General features: G+C 70.1%; 21 protein-coding genes. 10 read left to right on the forward strand and 11 right to left on the reverse strand.

Translation table 11 applies throughout. The features are described from left to right. The first annotated feature begins 29 nt into the window (after nucleotides 1-29). The 6 genes from FEF15_RS04345 (at nucleotide 30) to FEF15_RS04370 (ending at nucleotide 5,732) form a co-directional block, all read left to right on the forward strand. Nucleotides 30-1,160 (forward strand): ABC transporter permease subunit, encoded by a 1,131-nt coding sequence (locus tag FEF15_RS04345; protein WP_163557921.1) that lies wholly within the window; start codon nucleotides 30-32, stop codon nucleotides 1,158-1,160. Beyond that, complete coding sequence (gene pstA, locus FEF15_RS04350; protein WP_163557922.1) at nucleotides 1,157-2,728, forward strand: phosphate ABC transporter permease PstA; 1,572 nt, start codon at nucleotides 1,157-1,159, stop codon at nucleotides 2,726-2,728. Before FEF15_RS04345 ends, pstA begins: the two co-directional genes overlap by 4 nt. 124 nt (nucleotides 2,729-2,852) lie before the next feature. Next, a complete protein-coding gene (gene pstB / locus FEF15_RS04355) occupies nucleotides 2,853-3,590 on the forward strand; it encodes a phosphate ABC transporter ATP-binding protein PstB (protein WP_276208188.1) in 738 nt (245 codons plus the stop codon). 40 nt (nucleotides 3,591-3,630) lie between these two features. Continuing rightward, on the forward strand, nucleotides 3,631-4,359 hold the full coding sequence (phoU, locus tag FEF15_RS04360) for a phosphate signaling complex protein PhoU (protein ID WP_163557923.1): 729 nt from the start codon (nucleotides 3,631-3,633) through the stop codon (nucleotides 4,357-4,359). Between the two features lie 76 nt (nucleotides 4,360-4,435). Then, complete coding sequence (gene cysZ / locus FEF15_RS04365; protein WP_163557924.1) at nucleotides 4,436-5,167, forward strand: sulfate transporter CysZ; 732 nt, start codon at nucleotides 4,436-4,438, stop codon at nucleotides 5,165-5,167. 79 nt (nucleotides 5,168-5,246) lie between these two features. Then, nucleotides 5,247-5,732, forward strand: coding sequence for a copper chaperone PCu(A)C (locus FEF15_RS04370; protein ID WP_163557925.1), 486 nt, complete (start codon nucleotides 5,247-5,249; stop codon nucleotides 5,730-5,732). A gap of 23 nt (nucleotides 5,733-5,755) precedes the next feature. Here the strand turns inward: FEF15_RS04370 and phoR are convergent, their stop codons facing one another. The 4 genes from phoR to FEF15_RS04390 form a co-directional block, all read right to left on the reverse strand. Next, a complete protein-coding gene (gene phoR / locus FEF15_RS04375; protein WP_163557926.1) occupies nucleotides 5,756-7,099 on the reverse strand; it encodes a phosphate regulon sensor histidine kinase PhoR in 1,344 nt (447 codons plus the stop codon). Between the two features lies 1 nt (nucleotide 7,100). Next, nucleotides 7,101-7,790 carry a phosphate regulon transcriptional regulator PhoB gene (gene phoB, locus FEF15_RS04380; protein WP_163557927.1) on the reverse strand — a complete coding sequence of 230 codons (690 nt, stop codon included), beginning with the start codon at nucleotides 7,788-7,790 and terminating at the stop codon, nucleotides 7,101-7,103. 84 nt (nucleotides 7,791-7,874) lie between these two features. Continuing rightward, nucleotides 7,875-8,765, reverse strand: a complete 891-nt coding sequence (gene ubiA, locus FEF15_RS04385) for a 4-hydroxybenzoate octaprenyltransferase (protein WP_163557928.1) — start codon at nucleotides 8,763-8,765, stop codon at nucleotides 7,875-7,877. A gap of 71 nt (nucleotides 8,766-8,836) precedes the next feature. Further along, entirely contained in the window at nucleotides 8,837-9,403 is a 567-nt protein-coding gene (locus tag FEF15_RS04390) for a chorismate lyase (protein ID WP_240454062.1), read from the reverse strand. A 104-nt stretch (nucleotides 9,404-9,507) separates the two neighbouring features. Here FEF15_RS04390 and FEF15_RS04395 point away from each other — a divergent pair, with 104 nt between their 5' ends. The 3 genes from FEF15_RS04395 to FEF15_RS04405 all read left to right on the forward strand — a co-directional run bounded on the left by FEF15_RS04395 (nucleotide 9,508) and on the right by FEF15_RS04405 (nucleotide 11,580). Next, entirely contained in the window at nucleotides 9,508-10,665 is a 1,158-nt protein-coding gene (locus FEF15_RS04395) for an FAD-dependent oxidoreductase (protein WP_163557929.1), read from the forward strand. Between the two features lie 206 nt (nucleotides 10,666-10,871). Next, a complete protein-coding gene (locus FEF15_RS04400) occupies nucleotides 10,872-11,150 on the forward strand; it encodes an HU family DNA-binding protein (protein ID WP_163557930.1) in 279 nt (92 codons plus the stop codon). A gap of 73 nt (nucleotides 11,151-11,223) precedes the next feature. Beyond that, nucleotides 11,224-11,580, forward strand: coding sequence for a hypothetical protein (locus tag FEF15_RS04405; RefSeq protein ID WP_163557931.1), 357 nt, complete (start codon nucleotides 11,224-11,226; stop codon nucleotides 11,578-11,580). A 49-nt stretch (nucleotides 11,581-11,629) separates the two neighbouring features. On the opposite strand, the gene recG is transcribed toward FEF15_RS04405, so the two are convergent. Both recG and FEF15_RS04415 read right to left on the reverse strand, forming a co-directional pair. Further along, nucleotides 11,630-13,711 carry an ATP-dependent DNA helicase RecG gene (gene recG / locus FEF15_RS04410; protein ID WP_240454063.1) on the reverse strand — a complete coding sequence of 694 codons (2,082 nt, stop codon included), beginning with the start codon at nucleotides 13,709-13,711 and terminating at the stop codon, nucleotides 11,630-11,632. After that, nucleotides 13,708-14,628, reverse strand: coding sequence for a hydrogen peroxide-inducible genes activator (locus tag FEF15_RS04415; RefSeq protein WP_163557932.1), 921 nt, complete (start codon nucleotides 14,626-14,628; stop codon nucleotides 13,708-13,710). Before FEF15_RS04415 ends, recG begins: the two co-directional genes overlap by 4 nt. A gap of 80 nt (nucleotides 14,629-14,708) precedes the next feature. Here FEF15_RS04415 and FEF15_RS04420 point away from each other — a divergent pair, with 80 nt between their 5' ends. Continuing rightward, nucleotides 14,709-15,581, forward strand: a complete 873-nt coding sequence (locus FEF15_RS04420) for an NAD(P)H-binding protein (RefSeq protein WP_163557933.1) — start codon at nucleotides 14,709-14,711, stop codon at nucleotides 15,579-15,581. Nucleotides 15,582-15,651: 70 nt separating this feature from the next. On the opposite strand, the gene thpR is transcribed toward FEF15_RS04420, so the two are convergent. From thpR to gmk, 5 genes are all read right to left on the reverse strand, one after another. Further along, nucleotides 15,652-16,173, reverse strand: coding sequence for an RNA 2',3'-cyclic phosphodiesterase (gene thpR / locus FEF15_RS04425; protein ID WP_163557934.1), 522 nt, complete (start codon nucleotides 16,171-16,173; stop codon nucleotides 15,652-15,654). 174 nt (nucleotides 16,174-16,347) lie between these two features. Then, a complete protein-coding gene (locus FEF15_RS04430) occupies nucleotides 16,348-16,737 on the reverse strand; it encodes a RidA family protein (protein WP_163557935.1) in 390 nt (129 codons plus the stop codon). A gap of 79 nt (nucleotides 16,738-16,816) precedes the next feature. Continuing rightward, the gene (locus tag FEF15_RS04435) at nucleotides 16,817-18,952 is read right to left on the reverse strand and encodes a bifunctional (p)ppGpp synthetase/guanosine-3',5'-bis(diphosphate) 3'-pyrophosphohydrolase (RefSeq protein ID WP_163557936.1); all 2,136 of its coding nucleotides are present in this window, start codon (nucleotides 18,950-18,952) and stop codon (nucleotides 16,817-16,819) included. Nucleotides 18,953-18,973: 21 nt separating this feature from the next. Continuing rightward, nucleotides 18,974-19,234 (reverse strand): DNA-directed RNA polymerase subunit omega, encoded by a 261-nt coding sequence (gene rpoZ, locus FEF15_RS04440; protein WP_163557937.1) that lies wholly within the window; start codon nucleotides 19,232-19,234, stop codon nucleotides 18,974-18,976. 67 nt (nucleotides 19,235-19,301) lie between these two features. Further along, complete coding sequence (gene gmk / locus FEF15_RS04445) at nucleotides 19,302-19,934, reverse strand: guanylate kinase (RefSeq protein ID WP_163557938.1); 633 nt, start codon at nucleotides 19,932-19,934, stop codon at nucleotides 19,302-19,304. Between the last annotated feature and the right edge of the window lie 121 nt (nucleotides 19,935-20,055).

The raw sequence follows: 20,055 nt of genomic DNA on the forward strand, positions 1-20,055 counted from the left end.
TGTCATCAAGGTGTCTTACCCTGCACAGCATGATCGAGCGTTTTTCGGCTTCGCTGCCGCGTACCCGCCGGCGCCACCGGCGTGATCGTCTCGCCTCGGCCCTGATCACGGCCGGTGGCCTGGGCGTGATCCTGGCGGTGCTGGCTATCGGCGTCTTCCTGGCGGTGGAGGCCATACCGGTCCTGTTCGACGACGGCGTGAGCCTGGCCCGAGTGGAGGCGACGCTCACGCCGCTGGCCTGGGGAACGCTCAAGGCGGCCTTCTGGGCACTGCTCTTCGCTCTGCCCCTGGCCCTGGGGGCGGCGATGCACTCGGCGCTGTTCATGTCGCCGCGCCTGCGGGCCCGGCTCAAGCCGACCCTGGAGCTGATGGAGGCGCTGCCGGGGGTGGTCATCGGCTTCGTCGCCGGCCTGGTGCTGGCGCCCTGGGTGGAGCGTCACCTGGCCGGGGCGGCGGCGCTGCTGCTGGCACTCCCCGCCGGGGCGCTGCTGGCCGGCGGGCTGTGGCGCTGGCTGCCGGCGGGCCTGCGCCGCCGCCTGCCGCTGGCCTGGGCGGGGCTGTGGCTGCTGCCCTGGCTGGTCGCCCTGGGATGGGGGGCCATGGCCCTGGCGCCATGGCTCGAGGGCCTGCTCTTCGGCGGCGACCTGCGCGCCTGGCTGGCGGCCGAGCTGGGGCTGCACTATGCCGCGCGCAACGCCCTGATCGTCGGTCTCGCCATGGGCTTTGCGGTGCTGCCGAGCGTCTACGCCCTGGCCGAGGAGGCGCTGGCCGGGGTGCCGGCGAGCCTGGCCGAGGGCGCCCAGGCACTGGGGGCGACTCGCTGGCAGGCGCTGTGGCGGGTGGTACTGCCGGCGGCGGCCCCGGGGGTTTTCGCGGCGGTGATGATCGGGGCCGGGCGTGCGGTGGGCGAGACCATGATCGTGCTGCTGGCCAGCGGCAACAGCGCCCTGATGAGCCTGAGCCCCCTGGAGGGCATGCGTGCCATGGCGGCGAGCATCGCCATCGAACTGCCCGAGGCCACGCCGGGCAGCCCGGACTACCGCCTGCTGCTGCTGGCGGCCCTGGCGCTGTTCGCCTTCACCTTTCTCGTCAATACCCTGGCCGAGCTGGTGCGCACCCGGCTGTACCGCCGCTATCGCCGGCTGGGAGGGCCGCGATGAGCCGCTTGTGGGCGCGTCGCCGGGCGGCGGGGGAAGGAGCCGGCGCCTGGCTGGCCGCCGGCAGCGTGGCGCTGTCGCTGCTGCTGCTGGGCAGCTTGCTAACGCTGCTCGCGGTGCGCGGCCTGGGGCACTTCTGGCCGGCCTCCGTGGCGCTGGTGGAGCTCGACGACGGCCGCCAGTTGGCCGGGTGGACCGTGCGCGAGCTGCCCCTGCCCGAGAGCGAGGGGCGCGAACGCCTCTACTTCACGGGCAATCGCGACCGTGACGGCGATGTCTGGGAGTGGCTGCCGGTGGCGCGCATCGCGGCGCAGACCTATCCCCCCGAGCTGGTGGTGCTGGAGCGCCGCCGCTGGGGCACCTTCATCGGCCGGTTGGTGGCCGTCGAGCCGGGGCCGGAGACGCCGGGGTGGGAGTCAGAAACCGCCGCCCCCGGCGACACGGCCTGGGCTCGCCTCGCGGCGCGCCTGGCGGCGCTAGAACGGCTGCGCGAGGCGCGCGAGACCCTGGAGCGGGAGACGATCCGCCCCCTGGTGCGCCGCCTGGAGGCCGACCCCGAGGACACGGCGGCGCGCCGCGCCCTGGCGGCGGCCAGCGAGCGCGTGGCGCACCTGCGTGCGGCCATGGACGAGACCACCCTGGTGCTGGAGAGCGTCGACGGCCGTCGCTTCCGCCAGCCCTTGGTCGAGGTCCTCGCCGCCACACGCCCCAATGCGCTGTCGCCGCTCGGCAAGCTGGTCGCCTGGGGGCGCGGGCTGTGGCGCTTCCTCTCCGAGGGGCCGCGCGCGGCCAACAGCGCCGGCGGGGTGTGGCCGGCGATCTTCGGCACGGTGCTGATGGTGCTGCTGATGTCGCTGCTGGTCACGCCCTTCGGGGTGCTGGCGGCCTTCTACCTCAACGAGGTGGCGCACCAGGGGCGCCTGACGAGGTTGGTGCGCATCGCCGTGCGCAACCTCGCCGGCGTACCCTCGATCGTCTATGGCGTCTTCGGCCTCGGCGTCTTCGTCTACGGCATCGGCGGCACGCTGGACGACTGGTTCTTCGAGGACCGCCTGCCGTCGCCCACCTTCGGCACCGGGGGCTTGCTGTGGGCCTCGCTGACGCTCGCCCTGCTCACCCTGCCGGTGGTGATCGTGGCCACCGAGGAGGGGCTGGCGCGCATCCCCGCCCACCAGCGGGAAGGCGCCCTGGCGCTGGGCGCCACGCGCTTGGAGATGCTCAGCCGGGTGGTCCTGCCCATGGCGGTGCCGGCCATGCTCACCGGGGTGATCCTCGCCGTGGCCCGGGCGGCCGGCGAGGTGGCGCCGCTGATGCTGGTGGGGGTGGCCAAGCTGGCCCCGCAGATCCCGGTGGACGGCGACTTCCCCTTCCTGCATCTTGATCGCAAGTTCATGCACCTGGGGTACCACGTCTACGACAGCGCCTTCCACGGCGATGACGTCCAGGCGGCGATGCCGCTGGTGTTCGCCACGGCACTGCTGCTGGTGCTGGTGATCCTGGTGCTTAACCTGACTGCAATATTTCTGCGTCATCATGTCCGCACGCGCCACGCGGCCCTGTCGCGTCAGTGAGGGAGGGGCGAACGTGAATCCGCAAGCGATCCCGGAGGAGGGGCGGCCGACCGTCAAGGCCACGGTCAGCCGGCCGTCGCGCGGCCCGGTCATCGACTTCTCGCCCGAAGCGAGCTGCTTCGACATCGAGGGGCTGAGCCTCGCCTATGGCGACAGCCCGGCCCTCGAGGCGCTGACCCTGCGCGTGCCGCGCCACTGCGTGACGGCCTTCATCGGGCCCTCCGGCTGCGGCAAGTCGACCCTGCTGCGGGCGCTCAATCGGTTGCACGACCTCGACGAAACGGTGAGCCACGCCGGCCGGATTCGCCTCGAGGGACAGGACATCCACGCCCCCGAGGTGGCGGTGGACGACCTGCGCCGGCGAGTGGGCATGGTGTTCCAGACGCCCAACCCCTTTCCCATGTCGATCTACGACAACGTCGCGTTCGGGTTGCGCCTGCGCGGCGTTCTGACACGGAGGCGTCGCGATGACATCGTGGAGTGGGCGCTGACGGCCGCCGCGCTGTGGCACGAGGTGAAGGACCGCCTGCGCGAGTCGGCCTGGTCGCTCTCCGGCGGCCAGCAGCAGCGGCTGGTGATCGCCCGCACCCTGGCGGTGGAGCCCGAGGTACTGCTCCTCGACGAGCCGGCCTCGGCGCTCGACCCCATCTCCACGCTCAAGATCGAGGATCTGATCCGCAGCCTCAAGGGGCAGCTCACGCTGATACTGGTCACCCACAACATGCAGCAGGCGGCGCGGGTCTCGGACTACACCGCCTTCCTGCAGCAGGGCCGGCTGGTGGAGTACGCCCCGACCGACACCCTGTTCACCAACCCGCGCCTGGCGCGCACCGAGAACTACATCACCGGTCGCATGGCCTGAACGGTCAGGAAACGACATCCGGCGACCCGAGGAGAGCCTCATGGATATCACCAGCGAAACCCACAGCCAGCACATCTCCCGCCAGTTCAACCAGGAGCTGGAGGAACTCAAGACCCACCTGATGACCATGGGCGGCCTGGTCGAGCAGCAGGTCCAGCAGGCGATCCAGGCCCTGCTCGACGGCGACAGTCGCCTCGCCGAGCAGGTCAGCGACGGCGACCACCAGGTCAACGAGATGCAGCTCAAGATCGACGACGAGTGCACCCGCGTGCTGGCCCGCCGCCAGCCGGCCGCCTCCGACCTGCGCCTGGTGCTGGCGGTGATCCGCGCCACCGCCGACCTGGAGCGCATCGGCGACGAGGCGAGCAAGATCGCCCGCAACGCCCTGACGTTGATCGACAGCGGCAACGGCGTGCGCGGCCTGGTGGAGGTGCGCCACATCAGCGAGCACGTGCGCAAGATGCTGCGCGACGCCCTGACCGCCTTCGCTCGCTTCGACACCGAGCTGGCGCTCAAGGTGGTGCACGAGGACGACGCGGTGGACGACGAATACGGCAGCGCCATGCGCTCGCTGATGACCTTCATGATGGAGGACAACCGCGCCATCGGCCCGGTGCTCAGCGTGATGTGGATCCTGCGCGCCCTGGAGCGGGTGGGCGACCACGCCGACAACCTGGCCGAGTACGTCATCTATCTGGTCAAGGGCCTCGACATCCGCCATATGGACCCCGACCAGATCGACGAGGACGCCCTGACGCGCAAGGGTTGATTCGGCGCGCATCTTGGCCGTCAATACGGGCCGTCGCCACCTGCGACGGCCCGTTCAGTCTCTGTAAGGAAGCCCCATGCACGACGCCTTGACGGCCCTGACCCGCGGCACGCGGCTGGTCTACTCCCGCGGCCTGCGCCGCTACGTCTTCGCGCCCATCCTCGTCAACCTGCTGGTCTATGCCGCCATGTTCTATTATGTGCTGGCCCATTTCGGCGGCTGGCTGGAGGCCTGGATGGCCATGGTGCCGGGGTGGCTCGGCTGGCTCGAGTGGCTGATCTGGCCGCTCTTCGTGATCAGCCTGGTACTGATCGTCTTCTTCACCTTCACCCTCGTCACCCACCTCATCGCCGCGCCCTTCTACGGCTTTCTGGCCGCCCGGGTGGAACGCGTCGCCACCGGACGCGAGCCGCTCGATGACCGCGGCCTGGCCAGAAGCGCCATGGATGCCCTGGGACGCGAACTGGTCAAGCTGGCCTATATCCTGCCCCGCGCCGCGGTACTGTTCATCGTCAGTTGGATTCCCGGCCTCAACCTGGCCTCGCCCCTGCTGTGGGCGCTCTTCTCCGCCTGGGTGATGGCCATCACCTACCTCGATTATCCCATGGACAACAACCGGGTGAGCTTCGCCGACATGCGCCGCCGGCTCGCTGCGCGCTGGTGGCCGACGCTCAGCTACGGCGGCTGGGTCACCCTGATTACCTGGCTGCCCCTGGCCAACCTCTTCCTGCTGCCCGGCGCCGTGGCCGCCGCCGTGCTGATGTGGGAGCACCACTATCGCGGCAGTGGCGATCTTGCCGCCCCCTGAGGCGGGCGTGCGGCTGCTATGATGGCGAGGGCGCCCGCTGCCGGCGCCGCTTGTCGATCGCGGATCCCGAGGAGAGCCCATGCGACCCATCCTGTCTCTGTTTTGCGCCGCTGCCCTGATGGTTGCGGCACCCGCCCTGGCCCACGACACCCCGCTGGACGACGTGCGCATCGCCCACCCCTTCGCCACGCCGGCGCCGCCCAGCGTGCCCCACGGTGCCGCCTACCTGGACATCAGCGTGACGGGTGACACCCCCGCGGTGCTGGTGGGCGCCAGTACGCCGGCCAGCGAGAGCGTCGAGATCCACGACATGACGATGGACGACGGCGTGATGCGCATGCGCCGCGTCGAGCGGCTCGAGGTCGCTCCCGGCATGACCCAGCGCATGCGACCCGGCGGCGGCCACCACCTGATGCTGTTGAACCTCGTGGCACCGCTGAACGAGGGTGATCGCTTCCCGCTGACCCTGGAGTTCGCCGAGCGCGGCGAGGTGCAGGTGGAAGTGTGGGTGCAGAGCGCCCAGGAGGGCAGCGAGGCGGCCGAGGGGCATCACATTGATGACTGACCCTCAGTGCTACAGAAGGACCCTCAGCGTTGCCGGGAGGCGGGATAGGCCTCGATGGTGTGGCGGTCATTGGCGGCGTTTGCACGCAGTCGGGTTGCCGGGAACACGCAGCAGAAGCGCGCGCCCTGGCCGGGGCGCGAGTCGATCGCGAGGCGGGCGTCGTGGCGCAGCAGCACGTGCTTGACGATGGCGAGCCCCAGGCCGGTGCCGCCGGTGGCGGTGCTGCGCCCCTTGTCGACGCGGTAGAAGCGCTCGGTGAGGCGCGGGAGGTGCACCGGGTCGATGCCCTCGCCGTCGTCGGCCACCTCCACGCAGGCGCCGTCGGGGTGGGGTTTCCAGCGCAACTCGATATGGCAGCCGTCGCCGGCGTAGCGCACGGCGTTGAAGGCCAGGTTCGAGATGGCGCTGCGGATTTCGGATTCGCTGCCCACCAGCTGGCGGGGCTCGTCGACGGCCACCGTCAGGGTCTGGCGTTCGCCGGCCAGCGCCTGGGCATCGTGGCGGATGCTCTCCAGCAGGGCGGCGACATCCAGCGGCGCGTGGTCGCCGCCCCCGCGGTCGATCTCCAGGCGCGAGAGCAGCAGCAGGTCGTTGACCAGGTTCTGCATGCGCGTGGTCTGGCTCTGCATCTGGTCGAGCCCCCGCGCGAGGCGCGGGGGCAGGGCATCGCCGAGTTCGCTGAAGGTCTCCAGGTAGCCGGCCAGCACGGTCAAGGGCGTGCGCAGCTCGTGGGAGACGTTGGCCACGAAGTCGCGGCGCATCTCCTCCAAGCGGTGCAGGCGCGTGATGTCGCGGGCCATGAGCAGCCGTTCGTCGTCGCCGTAGAGGGTGAGCTGGAACTGCAGCACCTGGCGCTCGTCAATGGGCGAGGGCAGGGTCAGCGGCTCGCGGTAGTCGCGGGCGTTGAAGTAGCTGACGAAGCGCGGGTCGCGGATCAGGTTGGTGATGTGCTGGCCGCGGTCGTGGGCGGACTGCAGCCCCAGCATGCGCTCCGCGGCGCTGTTCCACCACTCCAGGTCGCCGTGGGAGTCGAGCATCACCACGCTGTCGCGCATCGCCTCGGAGGACTCCTGGATGCGCCGTAGCGTGGCCCGCAGCCGCTGCTGGGTGTGGCGCTGGCCCTTCTGGTAGCGGTAGAGGCGGTCGAACAGCTCCCCCCACAGGCCGCTGGCGGCGGGCGGCTCGGCCTGGGGGTGGCGGGTCAGCCAGCGGTGCAGGGCGCGCAGCTGGCGCAGGTGGTAGGTCAGGCACAGCGCGAGCCCCGCGGCGAGCCCCAGCGCCGGGGCGCCGAGGGGCCAGCCGAGCAGGGCGCCGAGTGCGGCCAGCCCGGTGAGGCGCCAGAGTTCACGGCTCCACGGGCGTCTCACGTCAACCCTTGGCGGAGAACCGGTAGCCGGTGCCGCGTACGGTCTGGACGAGGTGCTGGTGGGGCTCGCCCAGCGCCTTGCGCAGGCGGCGGATGTGCACGTCCACGGTACGCTCCTCGACGTAGACATTGCCGCCCCACACCTGGTCGAGCAGCTGCCCGCGGGTGTAGGCGCGCTCGGGGTGGGTCATGAAGAACTGCAGCAGACGATACTCGGTGGGGCCGATCTCCAGGGGCTTGCCGTGGGCGCTGACGCGGTGGCTGACCGGGTCGAGGCGCAATCCCTCCACCTCCACCGGGTCCTCCACGCCGCGCGGCGTGGCGCGACGCAGCACGGCCTTGAGGCGCGCCACCAGTTCGCGCGGCGAGAAGGGCTTGGTGATGTAGTCGTCGGCGCCCGCCTCGAGTCCCTGGATCTTGTTGTCCTCCTCGCTCTTGGCGGTGAGCATGATGATCGGCAGCTCGGCGGTGGTTTCCTCGCGCTTGAGCCGCCGCGCCAGCTCGATACCGCTGGTGCCGGGCATCATCCAGTCGAGCAGCAGCAGGTCGGGCTGGTGGTCGACGACCATGGCATGGGCGTCCTGGGCGTTGTCCGCCTCCAGCACGCGGTAGTCGGCCATCTCCAGTGCCACGGCGATCATCTCGCGGATCGCGGCCTCGTCATCGACGATCAGAACGGTCTTGGCGGTCATCCCGGGCCCTCGCGGTCAGTGGCGGCTCGCTGACGATCTCATCACGTCATGATGACAGTAAGATGACAGCCGCGCCACGCACCCTCAGCCCGCGGCCGGCCACAGGGCGAGGGCGATGCCGGCGAACACCAGCAGCCCCGACCAGTGGTTGTTGAGAAAGGCCTGGAAGCAGCGGGCCCGCTCGCGGTGGCGGATCAGCGCCTGTTGGTGCGCGAAGGTGGCGGCCATGGCGGCCAGCCCCAGCCAGAAGAAGCCGCCCAGCGCCAGGCGCCACCCGGCCCAGGCCAGCAGCGCCAGGGTGACCCCCTGCAGCACCGCGATCATCAGCCGGTCGGCACGCCCGAAGAGCACGGCGGTGGACTTGATGCCGATCTTGAGGTCGTCGTCGCGGTCGACCATGGCGTACTCGGTGTCGTAGGCCACCGTCCAGGCCAGGTTGGCGGCGAACAGCAGCCACGCCTCGGCCGGGATCTGGCCGAGCACCGCCCCGAAGGCCATGGGGATCGCCCAGGAGAAGGCCGCGCCCAGGAACAGCTGGGGCAGGTGGGTGTAGCGCTTCATGAAGGGGTAGATGAAGGCCAGTACCACCCCCACCAGGGAGAGCATTACCGTGAAGAGGTTGGTGAAGCACACCAGTACGAAGGCGGCGATCACCAGGGTGGCGAACAGCACCTGGGCCTCGCCCTCGGTGATGCGGCCGGTGGCCAGCGGGCGGTTCTTGGTGCGCTTGACGTGGCCGTCGAAGTGGCGGTCGGCGTAGTCGTTGACCACGCAGCCCGCGGCGCGCATCAGGTAGACCCCGACCACGAAGATCAGCAGCACACGACGGCCCGGCACGCCCTCGGCGGCCACCCACAGCGCCCACAGCGTGGGCCACATGAGCAGCCAGGTGCCGATGGGGCGGTCCAGGCGCATCAGGTGCAGGAAGTCGGGTAAGCGGGCAAGCCCCGTGGGGCGCATCAGGGTGCGGTCCATCTCAGCCTCGTGACAAGCCGGTGTGGCGGGGAGAAAGGCGGCGCCGGGGCGCTGCCGGTCGTGGGCCAAGCCTAGCGCGGCGGCAGCGCCAGGTCATCCGCCATGGCGTCGAGGAAGAACTCCTGCACCAGCACGGCGAAGCGGCCGTGGCGGAACACCGAGCGCCGCCCCCAGGGCCCTGGGCTCGGGTGAAAGGGGGCCGGCATCGCGGTGACCTCGATGGGGCTGCGTTCCAGGTCGGGTTGGCGGAACAGCCAGCTGCCCAGCGAGCGCTCGCCCAGTTGGGCCAGTCGGCTTCCGCGCAGCTGGGCGAGCGGCGCCACCGAGCGCGCCACCACCCAGGGGCGCTCCTCCAGGCACAGCGCCACCTCGCGCAGCCAGGCGCGACGGCCGGGCGGCAGGCCCAGCGCGCGCGCCTCGTCGGGTCGCGGTCGGCCCAGGCGCTGGTCGAGCAGGCGAACCCGGAAGCGGCGCCCCTCGCCGGCGGCGATCAGCCGGGCGGTCAGGGAGTCCCGCGAAGCCACCCAGCGCCACCAGGCGGGGCTCATGGCCGGGCGCGCGGCGGCCAGCGGTCGCCACGACAGGGTCAGAGGGGCCGGACGGGCGGGGGCGGTTGGCAGCGGGCGGTGGCAGGTCACCTTCTCTCTCCAGGTAACGCAAGGGGCGCATAGTGTACCATGCGCCCCTGTAGCGCTTCCCCGCGACGATCCGCTTCGCGGTTCGCAAGGCAGTAGAGACGTTCATGACCGCTCCCCTGACCATCATCGGCTCCGGCATGGCCGGCCTGGGCCTGGTGCGCCAGCTGCGCGCCCTGCACGACCACCGGCCGATCACCGTGATCACCGCCGACAGCGGCGACGACTATTCCAAGCCGCTGCTCTCCACCGGCTTCGCCAAACGCCTGCCGCCGGAGCGGCTCGCCGCGCGCTCGGCGCTTGCCGTGGCCGAGGAACTGGGCGTGGTGATGCGCCCCCATACCCGGGTCGAGGCCATCGACCTGGCGGCACGCCACCTGCGCATCGGCGAGGAGCGTCTGCCCTGGGGCGAGCTGGTGCTGGCCACCGGGGCTCGCCCTGCCACGCCTTTCACCATGCCGCCGGCCCTCGGCGACCGGGTCTTTCGCATCAATGACCTTGACGACTACCGCGCCTTCCACGCGGCGCTCGCCGCGCATGACCGGCCGGCCCGGGTGGTCATCGTCGGTTTCGGCCTGGTGGGCTGCGAGTTCGCCAACGACCTGACGGCGGGCGGGCACCGGGTGGCGCTGGTGGCGCCCGAGGCGGCGCCGCTGCCGCGGCTGCTGCCGGAGCCGCTGGGGCGCGCCCTGGGCGAGGCCTTCCAGGCGGCGGGAATGGCGCTGTACGCGGGGCGCAGCGTGACGGCCCTGACCCCGGACAGTGGTGTTGTCGGCGTGACGCTCGACGACGCCACCCGGCTCGAGGCCGACCTGGTGCTGGTGGCCACCGGCCTCAAGCCGCGCACGGCGCTCGCCGAGGCAGCAGGCCTGCCGGTCGGTCCCGCCGGCATCCAGGTCGATCGGACGCTGACGGCGGCCCCCGGTGTCCATGCCCTGGGCGATGTCGCCTGCGTGGCCGGCGTCAATGCCATGTACGTGCAGCCCCTGCAAGCCAGCGCCAAGGCGCTGGCCAGGACCCTGACCGGCACGCCCACCGAGGTCGCTTTCGGGGCCTGGCCGGTCCTGGTCAAGACACCGCTGCTGCCGGTGGTGGCGTTGCCGCCGACGGTGCCGCCGGCACGCTGGCGCATCGAGGGCGGGGGGCATGATCTGGTGGCCCTGGCCGAGGACCAAGACGAACGTTTGATCGGTTTTGCGTTGACAGGGCGCTGCGTGCGTCGGAAAGTTGAGCTGGCGCGGGCTGCGCCGCCGTTGCTAGGCTAGGTTCGGTATCGCCGCGACGGTCACCCGTCGGCGGCGTCTCCGGTCGGTATCATTCGCCTGGTGACCTTCCGATCGCGGCGGCCCGGCCGGGCTGCGAGCGGTCCAAAGGCGTCATGCGAGTGGTGCAGAAACCACTCCCACTTCAACAACAAGGTCGCCGGTGATGCTTATCGCCGGGCAACAGAGCCAGTATCCAGGAGGGCTGTATGCGTAAACCAGAACTCGCCGCGGCAATTGCCGAGCGTGCCGATCTGTCCAAGGACAAGGCGAGCCAGGTGCTCAATGTCATTCTCGACGAGATCACCGGTACCGTGGCCCAGGGGCAGGACGTGTCGCTGATCGGCTTCGGAACCTTCACCGTGCGCGAGCGTGCCGCCCGCACCGGCAAGAATCCGCAGACCGGCCAGCCGCTGGCCATCCCGGCCAGCAAGACGGTGGCCTTCAAGCCCGGCAAGGGCCTCAAGGATGCCGTCGGCAAGAGCTGACGCGTCCTCTGGCGCGGCCTGCACGCCGGCAGGCCGCGGCGCCCGCCTTTTCCTTCTGCGAAGCGGACTCGACATGAAGCTGCGATTGACGCTGTGGCTGCTGGGATGGATGCTCAAGCGGGCTCTGCGGCGCAAGCCGCGCTTTCGTGAGAGCCTGACCGAAATGCGCGGCCTCGACTGGGGCATCGCCACCGAGGACCTGTCCATCGCCCGCCACTATCGCATGTCGCCGCGGGGCATCCACACCGGTCGCGGTCTGCCGGTGGACCTCGATCTGGAACTGCGCTTCGCGGATGCCGCCACGGCGCTCAGAATTCTCCGTAGACCCACCCAGCAGGCGTTTCTCGACGGCATGATGGCCGGCACCGTGCGCCTGGTGGGCGACTCCGCCGACCTGCAGAAGCTGCAGAAGCTCCTGAAACAGCTGTAAGGCCTTTGGCCAGCTACAAGGTTCAAGGGGCATCGCCCCTCGCCCCCTGTCAAACCTGCCCGTAGCGTCCGGCCTCTTCGCCCAGCCAGCGCCGAATCAGCGGCCGGCTGGCCTCGGGGCAGCTGGCGAGCAGCGCCTCGGCCAGGGGCGCGACGCGCTCCAGCAGGTCGGCATCGCGCTCCAGGTCGGCGACCTTCATCTGGGCCAGGCCCGTCTGGCGGGTACCCAGCACCTCCCCGGGGCCGCGCAGTGCGAGGTCCTTCTCGGCGATGCGAAAGCCGTCGGTGGTTTCGCGCATCACCGCCAGGCGCTCCTTGGAATGAGCCGACAGCGGGGGGTGGTAGAGCAGCACGCAGTAGCTCGCGGTGCCGCCGCGCCCCACTCGGCCGCGCAGCTGATGCAGCTGGGAGAGGCCCAGCCGCTCGGGGTTCTCGATGATCATCAGGCTGGCGTTGGGCACGTCGACGCCCACCTCGATCACCGTGGTGGCCACCAGCAGGTCCAGCTCGCCGGCCTGGAAAGCGGCCATCACCTCGGCCTTCTCGGCGGCCTTCATGCGTCCGTGCACTAGGCCGATGGCGAGTTCCCCCAGCGCCTCGGCCAGCTCGTCACGGGTCGCCTCGGCGGCCTGGCACTCCAGCACCTCCGACTCCTCGATCAGGGTACACACCCAGTAGGCCTGGCGCCCCTCGGCGCAGGCGTGGCGAATGCGCGCCACCACCTCGGGGCGGCGCTCGTCGGGCACCACGGCCGTCTGCACGGGGGTGCGCCCGGGGGGCAGCTCGTCGATCACCGAGACGTCGAGGTCGGCGTAGGCGCTCATCGCCAGGGTGCGCGGGATGGGGGTGGCAGTCATCACCAGTTGGTGGGGGGTGAGCCCGCCGGCCTCGCCCTTCTCGCGCAGCGCCAGGCGCTGGTGCACGCCGAAGCGGTGCTGCTCGTCGATGATGGCAAGCCCCAGGCACTGGAAGTGCACGTCGCCCTGGAAGAGGGCGTGGGTGCCCACCACCAGACGCGCCCGGCCGTCGGCGATGGCCGCCTTGGCGTCGAGGCGCGCCTTGCCCTTGAGCTTGCCCGACAGCCAGGCCACCTCGATGCCGAGCGGGGCGAACCAGGCCCGGAAGGTACGGTAGTGCTGCTCGGCGAGGATCTCGGTGGGCGCCATCACCGCCGCCTGGCAGTCGCCGGCGATGGCGGCCAGCGCCGCCATGGCGGCGACCACCGTCTTGCCCGAGCCCACGTCGCCCTGCACCAGGCGCAGCATGGGGGTGGTGCCGGCCAGGTCGGCGCCGATCTCGTCGAGCACGCGACGCTGGGCGCTGGTCAGCGAGAAGGGCAACTGGGTCAAAAAGCGCGCCTGCAGGCCACGCCCCGAGGGGAGCGCCGGGGCGCCGTCGGCCTGGATGCGCAGCCGCACCTCGCGCAGGCTGAGGTGGTGGGCGAGCAGCTCTTCCAGGGCCAGGCGGCGGGTGGCGGGGTGACGGCCGCTGGCCAGCTGCTCGGGGTCGACGTCCGGCGGCGGGCGGTGCAGCACCAGCAGGCTGTGCTGCAGCTCGGGCAGGGAGAAGCGCGTGCGCACGGGGCCGGGCAGCCAGTCCGGCAGCGCCTCGGGCGCGGCATCGAGGCGTTCCAGGGCCTGCTCGACCAGGGCGCGCAGGCGGCTCTGGTGCAGCCCCTCGGTGGTGGGATAGATCGGTGTCAGGTGGTCTTCCACCGGCGCCGCGCCGCCGCCGAGCAGGCGGTACTCCGGGTGATAGAGCTCGAGCCCGGTGGCGCCGGCGCGCGCCTCGCCGAAGGCGCGTACCCGGCTACCGGGCCGGAACTGCTGCTGCTGGGCCGGCGAGAAGTGGAAGAAGCGCAGGCTCAGGATGCCCGAGCCATCGCGCAGGCGCACCAGCAGGCTGCGGCGACGCCCTTGCACCACCTCGCTCGCCGCCACCTCGCCCTCCACCACCGCCTCCAGGCCGGCGCGCAGGGTGGCGATGGGGGTGATACGCGTGCGGTCCTGGTAGCGCAGCGGCAGGTGGAAGAGCAGATCGGCCACGCGAGCCACGCCCAGCCGGGCGAGCTTGCCGGCCAGTGCCTCGCCGACGCCCTTGAGCTCGGTGACGGGGACGTCGAGCGCGCTCATGCCGTCTCGGGCAGGGCCTTGTGGCACTGCAGGATGGCGTCGGTGACGGCGTCGATGGCCTTGGGCCGCGGGAAGCTGGCGCGCCAGGCGATGGCCACGGTGCGCGAGGGGGCCGGCTCGCGGAAGGGGCGGCTGGTGAGCAGGCCGCTCTCGTAGTGGCCGGTGCCGATGGCCGAGTGGGGCAGCACGGTGATGCCGAGCTTGGAGGCCACCATGTGGCGGATGGTCTCCAGCGAGCCGCCCTCGGCGGTCAGGGTGTTATGGGGGCTGTTGAGCTTGTGGCTGATGGCCGGACAGGCCTCGAGGATCTGGTCGCGGAAGCAGTGCCCCTCGCCGAGCAGCAGCAGCCGCTCCTGAAGCAGATCCTCCTTGTCGATGTGGCTGCGCTCCGCCCAAGGGTGGTCGGCCGGCAGCAGCACCTCGAAGGCTTCCTCGTAGAGCGGCTTGGTGACCACGTCGGTCTCGGTGAAGGGCAGCGCGACGATGATGGCGTCGAGCTCACCGCTGCGCAGCTTGCGGCGCAGGTTGCCGGTGAAGCCCTCCTCGATGTAGAGCGACATCTGCGGCGCACTCCGCGCCAGCGTGGGTACCAGCTGCGGAAAGAGGTAGGGCCCGATGGTGTAGATGGCGCCGATGCGCAGAGGGCTGGCCAGCTGGTCGCGGCCCGCCGTGGCCAGCTCCTTGATCACGCCGCTCTGCTCCAGCACGCGCTGGGCCTGCTCGACGATCTTCTCCCCCATGGGGGTGACCTGGACGGTGGACTTGGAGCGCTCGAACAGCGCCACCCCGAGTTCCTCCTCGAGCTTCTTGACCGCCACCGACAGCGTCGGCTGCGACACGAAGCAGCGCTCGGCGGCGCGGCCGAAATGACGCTCCTGGGCCAGTGTCACGATGTAGCGGAGTTCTGTTAGAGTCATGGTGGTGCCCGCGGGCATCCTCTCGATCGATAGATGAGTGGCTTTCCAATAGGGACTTTTTATCAGGGGGCGAGAGAAAGGTGAAGACGACGACACTGATTCTGGGTTGCGGCGATATCGGCCAGCAACTGGGCCGCGAGCTGATCGCCGCCGGTCATCGAGTGATCGGGGCGCGGCGCAACGTGGCCGCCCTCAAGGGTACCGGCATTGAGCCCCTGGCGCTGGATCTCGGCGACCCGGCCGCTCTGGCGGCGCTGCCGGATGTCGACTACGTGGTCTACGTGCTGAGTGCCGATCGCTTCGAGGAGAGCGCCTACCGCGCCGCCTACCCGGACGGTCTCAAGGCCGTGCTGGCGGCCTATGAGGGCCGCGAGCGCCACCCCGAGCGGTTGCTGTTCGTCTCTTCTACCAGCGTCTACGCCCAGAAGGAGGGCGAGCAGGTCGACGAGGCGAGCCCCGCCGAGTCGGCCGGCTTCTCCGGGGTGCTGATGCGCGAGGCCGAGCAGGCCCTGCACGCGAGCCCTCTCCCCGGCACCGTAGTGCGCTTTTCGGGTATCTATGGCCCCGGTCGCGATCGCCTGATCCACCAGGTCCTGGAGGGGCGCATTGCCCCCACGGCCCCGCCCATGTACTCCAACCGCATCCACCGGGACGACTGCGCCGGCGTGCTGGCCCACCTGATCGGCCTGAGCGAGGCCGGCAAGCCGGTGGAGGAGCTCTACCTGGCCAGCGACTGCGAGCCGGCGCCGCTCTTTGATGTGATGCGCTGGATGGCCCGGCAGCTCAAGGTCGAACCCACCGAGGTGATCCAGGCGCCGTTGCGCAAGCGGGCCAGCAAGCGCTGCGACAACGCGCGGTTGCTCGCCTCGGGGTACCGTTTCCGCTATCCCGACTTCCGCGCGGGCTATACCCAGGTGATGAAGGCCGGGGGCTTTCTGCCCGAGCCGGTGTGAGTCGACGCCAGGTTGCCTGGTGCGCCAGTGAATGGCGCGATGACCTGCTGTGGACCAGCCGCTGGCGCGCCTAGCCTGGAGCGGGTGCCGAACTCGCCAGGCAGTGGTAGCGCACCCCGCGGTGGCCGCTGACCGAACGCATCAAGTCGAGCCGTGCATAGGCCCAGGAGAGCGCCGGGGCCGGCAGGGTGTCGGGGTCCGGTCGGGCCGCCTGGCGCAGCAGGGTGATGTGGGGCACGAAGCGCCCCGGGCGGGTGGCGAAGCCGCGCGGCTCCAGCGCCTCCCAGAGGCGATGGTGCAGGGCGGTGAGCGCCGGGTCGGGGCGCTGTCCGCCGACCCAGACGATGCCCGGGCGGCGGAAATGCCCCCAGGCATCCAACCGCCACTCGCCGGGTGCGATGGTCAGGCCGCGCACCCAGTCGGCCAGTGCCTCGGCGCGGGTTTTTTCCACTTCGCCGAGAAAGGCCAGCGTCAGGTGCAGGCTTTCGTCCGGCACCCGCCGCCCGCCGCAGTGGGCATGGGCCAGATCGGCCAGCTCGCCGAGCCGTTCGCGCAGCGCCGGCGGTGGCACCAGGGCGAGAAAAAGTCTCATTACCTTAAGACCAATAATCCTGAAAAGGATGGATTCACGTAACGAGCGAAGAGAGCCTGGTCGCCGCCGGAGCGCAGCTGCCGGAGTGTAGCCTGCTACATGAGGAGACGGCCGGGCCGGCGCACCGGCACCGCCGGCGGCCAGGATATCGAGCGCAGTAGTGAATCCGCCTTTTCAGTCGCCGATAACCATGATGGCTTCCGCCTCCACCTGCGCGCCTTTCGGCAGTGCCTTCACCCCCACCGCGGCGCGGGCCGGATAGGGCGCCTCGAAGAACTGCTCCATGATCGCGTTGACGATGGCGAAGTGGTCCAGGTCGACCAGGTAGAGGTTGAGCTTGACGATATCCTGCAGGGAACCGGCGGCTTCCTCGCAGACCGCCTTGAGGTTCTCGAAGACCTGGCGCGCCTGGGTCTCGAAGTCGTCCGACACCAGCGTCATGGTGGCCGGGTCGAGCGGGATCTGGCCGGAGAGGTAGACGGTGTTGCCAGCCTTGACGGCCTGGGAATAGGGGCCGATGGCGGCGGGTGCCTTGTCGGTATTGATGACGGCCTTGTTGCTCATGGGAGCCTCCTTGTGGGGTGATCGTGCCGTAACGAAGGGTGTGTCGCCCCGCGGTGCGGCGGGGCGACGGGAAAGGGGATCAATTGCCGACGCGGGTGATCTTGCCGACGTGGGAGAGGTTGCGCAGCCGCTTGATGATGCGCGCCAGATGCACGCGGTCGCGAACGGCCAGGGTCAAATGGACGATGGAGAGGCGCGCGTCGCGCTCCTCGATGCCGATGCGCTCGATGTTGGCATCGGCGTCGGTAACCAGGCTCGCTAGTTCCGCCACCAGTCCGCGGCGGCTCTCGATCTCGATGCGCAGGGCCACGGGAAAGTCCTCGTGGTGCGCGTCGGACCACTGCAGGGCGAACAGCTTGTCGGGATCGCTCTTCAGCTCGTCGAGGTTGCGGCACTCGGTGCGGTGCACCACGATGCCCTTGCCTACCGAGAGATGGCCGATCACCGGGTCGCCGGGCAGGGGGTGGCAGCAGCGAGCGAACTTGATGACCATCCCCTCGGCGCCGCTGATCACGATGGGGGCCTGCGGCTGGCTCGAGGGTTTGCGGGCGCCGTCCGTGTCGCCACGCAGCAGGTCGACCAGCCGGCGCGCCACCACGTGGGCGACGCGGGTGCCCAGGCCGATGGATTCGAGCAGGCTCTCCTCGCTTTTCATCTCGAGCTCGTCGAGCAGTGCGGGCACGACCCCCGCCGGCAGCTCCTCCAGGCTCGTCTCGAAATCGCCCAGCGCCTTGTTGAGCAGGCGACGGCCCAACTGAACGGCCTCGGTGTGGCGCTGGTGCTTGAGGGCGTGGCGGATCGCCGAGCGCGCCTTGGCGGTGATCACGAAGTTGAGCCAGGCAAGGTTGGGCTTGGCCCCGGGCGCGGTGATGATCTCGAGGGTCTGGCCGCTCTCCAGGCGCGTGGAGAGCGGCGCCAGGTGGCGGTCGATGCGACAGGCGATGCAGCTGTTGCCGATGTCGGTGTGCACGCTGTAGGCGAAGTCGATCACCGTGGCGCCCTGGGGTAGCTCCATGATGTCGCCGCGCGGCGTGAAGACGTAGATGTCGTCGGGGAAGAGGTCGTTCTTGACGTGCTCGATGAACTCCAGCGAATCCCCGGCATGGCGCTGCATCTCGAGCAGCCCCTTGACCCACTCCCGAGCGCGGGCGTGGCTGCCCTCGGCGATGGGGTGGTCGGTCTGGCCGGCCTTGTAGAGCCAGTGGGCGGCGATGCCGTTGTTGGCCATGGCCTCCATCTCGCGGGTGCGAATCTGCACCTCGATGGGCATGCCGCCGCGGCCGAACAGGGTGGTGTGCAGGCTCTGGTAGCCGTTGGCCTTGGGGATGGCGATGTAGTCCTTGAAGCGCCCGGGCACCGGCTTGTAGAGGTTGTGCACCACGCCGAGGATGCGGTAGCAGCTGTCGACGTCCTCGGTGAGGATGCGAAAGCCGAACACGTCCATGATCTCGGCGAACGACTTGCGCTGGTCGCGCATCTTCTTGTAGATCGATAGCAGGTGCTTCTGGCGGCCCACCACGGTGCCGGGCAGGCCCTCGTCGTCGAGGCTCTTCTGCAGGGCGTTCTGCACCTGGCGGATCGCCGAGCGGCGGTGGCCGCGGGCGCTGGAGACGGCGCGCTTGATGCGCTCGGCGCGCATCGGGTGCAGTGCCTGGAAGGAGAGGTCCTCGAGCTCCACGCGGATGGTGTTGATGCCCAGGCGGCTGGCGATGCGCGCATAGATCTCCAGGGTCTCGCGGGCAATGCGGCGCTTCTTCTCGGGGCGCAGCGCGCCCAGGGTGCGCATGTTGTGCAGGCGGTCGGCGAGCTTGACGATGATCACGCGGATGTCGCGCGACATCGCCAGCACCATCTTCTGGAAGTTCTCGGCCTGGGCGACCGCTTTGTCCTCGAAGGTGATCTGGGTGAGCTTGGAGACGCCGTCGACCAGTTCCGCCACCGGCTTGCCGAACTGCGCGGCAAGCGCTTCCTTGGAAACGCCGGTGTCCTCGATGACGTCGTGCAGCATGGCGGCCATCAGGCTCTGATGGTCCATGTGCATGTTGGCGAGGATATTGGCCACCGCCAGCGGGTGGGTCACATAGGGCTCGCCGGAGCGGCGGCGCTGGCCGTCGTGGGCTTGTTCGGCGTAGTAGAAGGCGCGCTTGACCTGCTGGATTTCGTCCGCGGGCAGATAGCCGCCGAGTCGGTCGGCCAGGTCGTCGATGGTGAACATGGGCACGCCTTGAACTGGGGGTTACTCCTCGATGGCGATGCCCGGCTCGCCTTCGCGGCGAATTCTGACCGGCGCCTCGATGGGCTCATCGAGCACGCTCGCGTCGACCAGCCCCTCGGCAATCTCGCGCAGGGCCATGACGGTGGGCTTGTCGTTCTCCCAGGGCAGCTGGGCGTCGCGGGAGCCGCGGGCCAGCTGACGCGCGCGCTGGGTGGAGATCATCACCAGCTGAAAGCGGTTCTCGACGTTATCCAGACAATCTTCGACGGTGACTCGCGCCATGTGGACCTTCCTGAACTCTGGGCGCCGGCCAAGGCCGGGCGGGGTGACAATCACGGGACAGAATAGATTACTCGACCGCTGGCGGCTGTGACAAGAGCGCGGCCAGCAACGGGCCGTGGCGTTCCTGGATGCGGGCCACGGCGAGCCGGCGGCTGATCACCAGCGACTGCAGCTCGCGCAGGGCCGTGGTGAAGTCGTCGTTGATCACCAGGTAGTCGTACTCTTCGAAGTGTGACATCTCGCTCACCGCGTCGCGCATGCGCCGGGCGATAGCGGCGTGCTCGTCAGTGCCGCGGCTGGCCAGGCGGCGTTCCAGCTCCTCGCGCGAGGGCGGCAGGATGAACACCGAGACCGCTTCGGGCATCTGGGTGCGCACCTGGCGGGCGCCCTGCCAGTCGATCTCCAGGATGACGTCCTGGCCGGCCTCGAGCATCGCCTCCACGGCGGGGCGGGCGGTGCCGTAGTGGTTGTCGAACACCTTGGCATGCTCGAAGAACTCGCCGCGCGCGATCATGCCCTCGAAGGTCGCAGTGTCGACGAAATGGTAGTTCACCCCGTCCACCTCCCCGCGCCGCCGGGGGCGGGTGGTGTGCGACACCGAGACCTGAATGCCGTCGAGACTGTCGATCAGCTCGCGCACCAGGGTGGTCTTGCCGGCACCGGAGGGGGCGGAAACGATGAAAAGCGTACCTTGAGACATGGCGAAGCAACTCGGGTTGGGCGACGGGACGGGTTGGGCAACGACGAAGCGGCTGGCGGTCCGCGACCCGGCAGCCCAGCGCCGCCCGGTTCGCGAGGCCGCACATTATACACGGCTGAAG

This window comes from Halomonas sp. NO4 (assembly GCF_010994375.1).
GTDB lineage: Bacteria > Pseudomonadota > Gammaproteobacteria > Pseudomonadales > Halomonadaceae > Halomonas.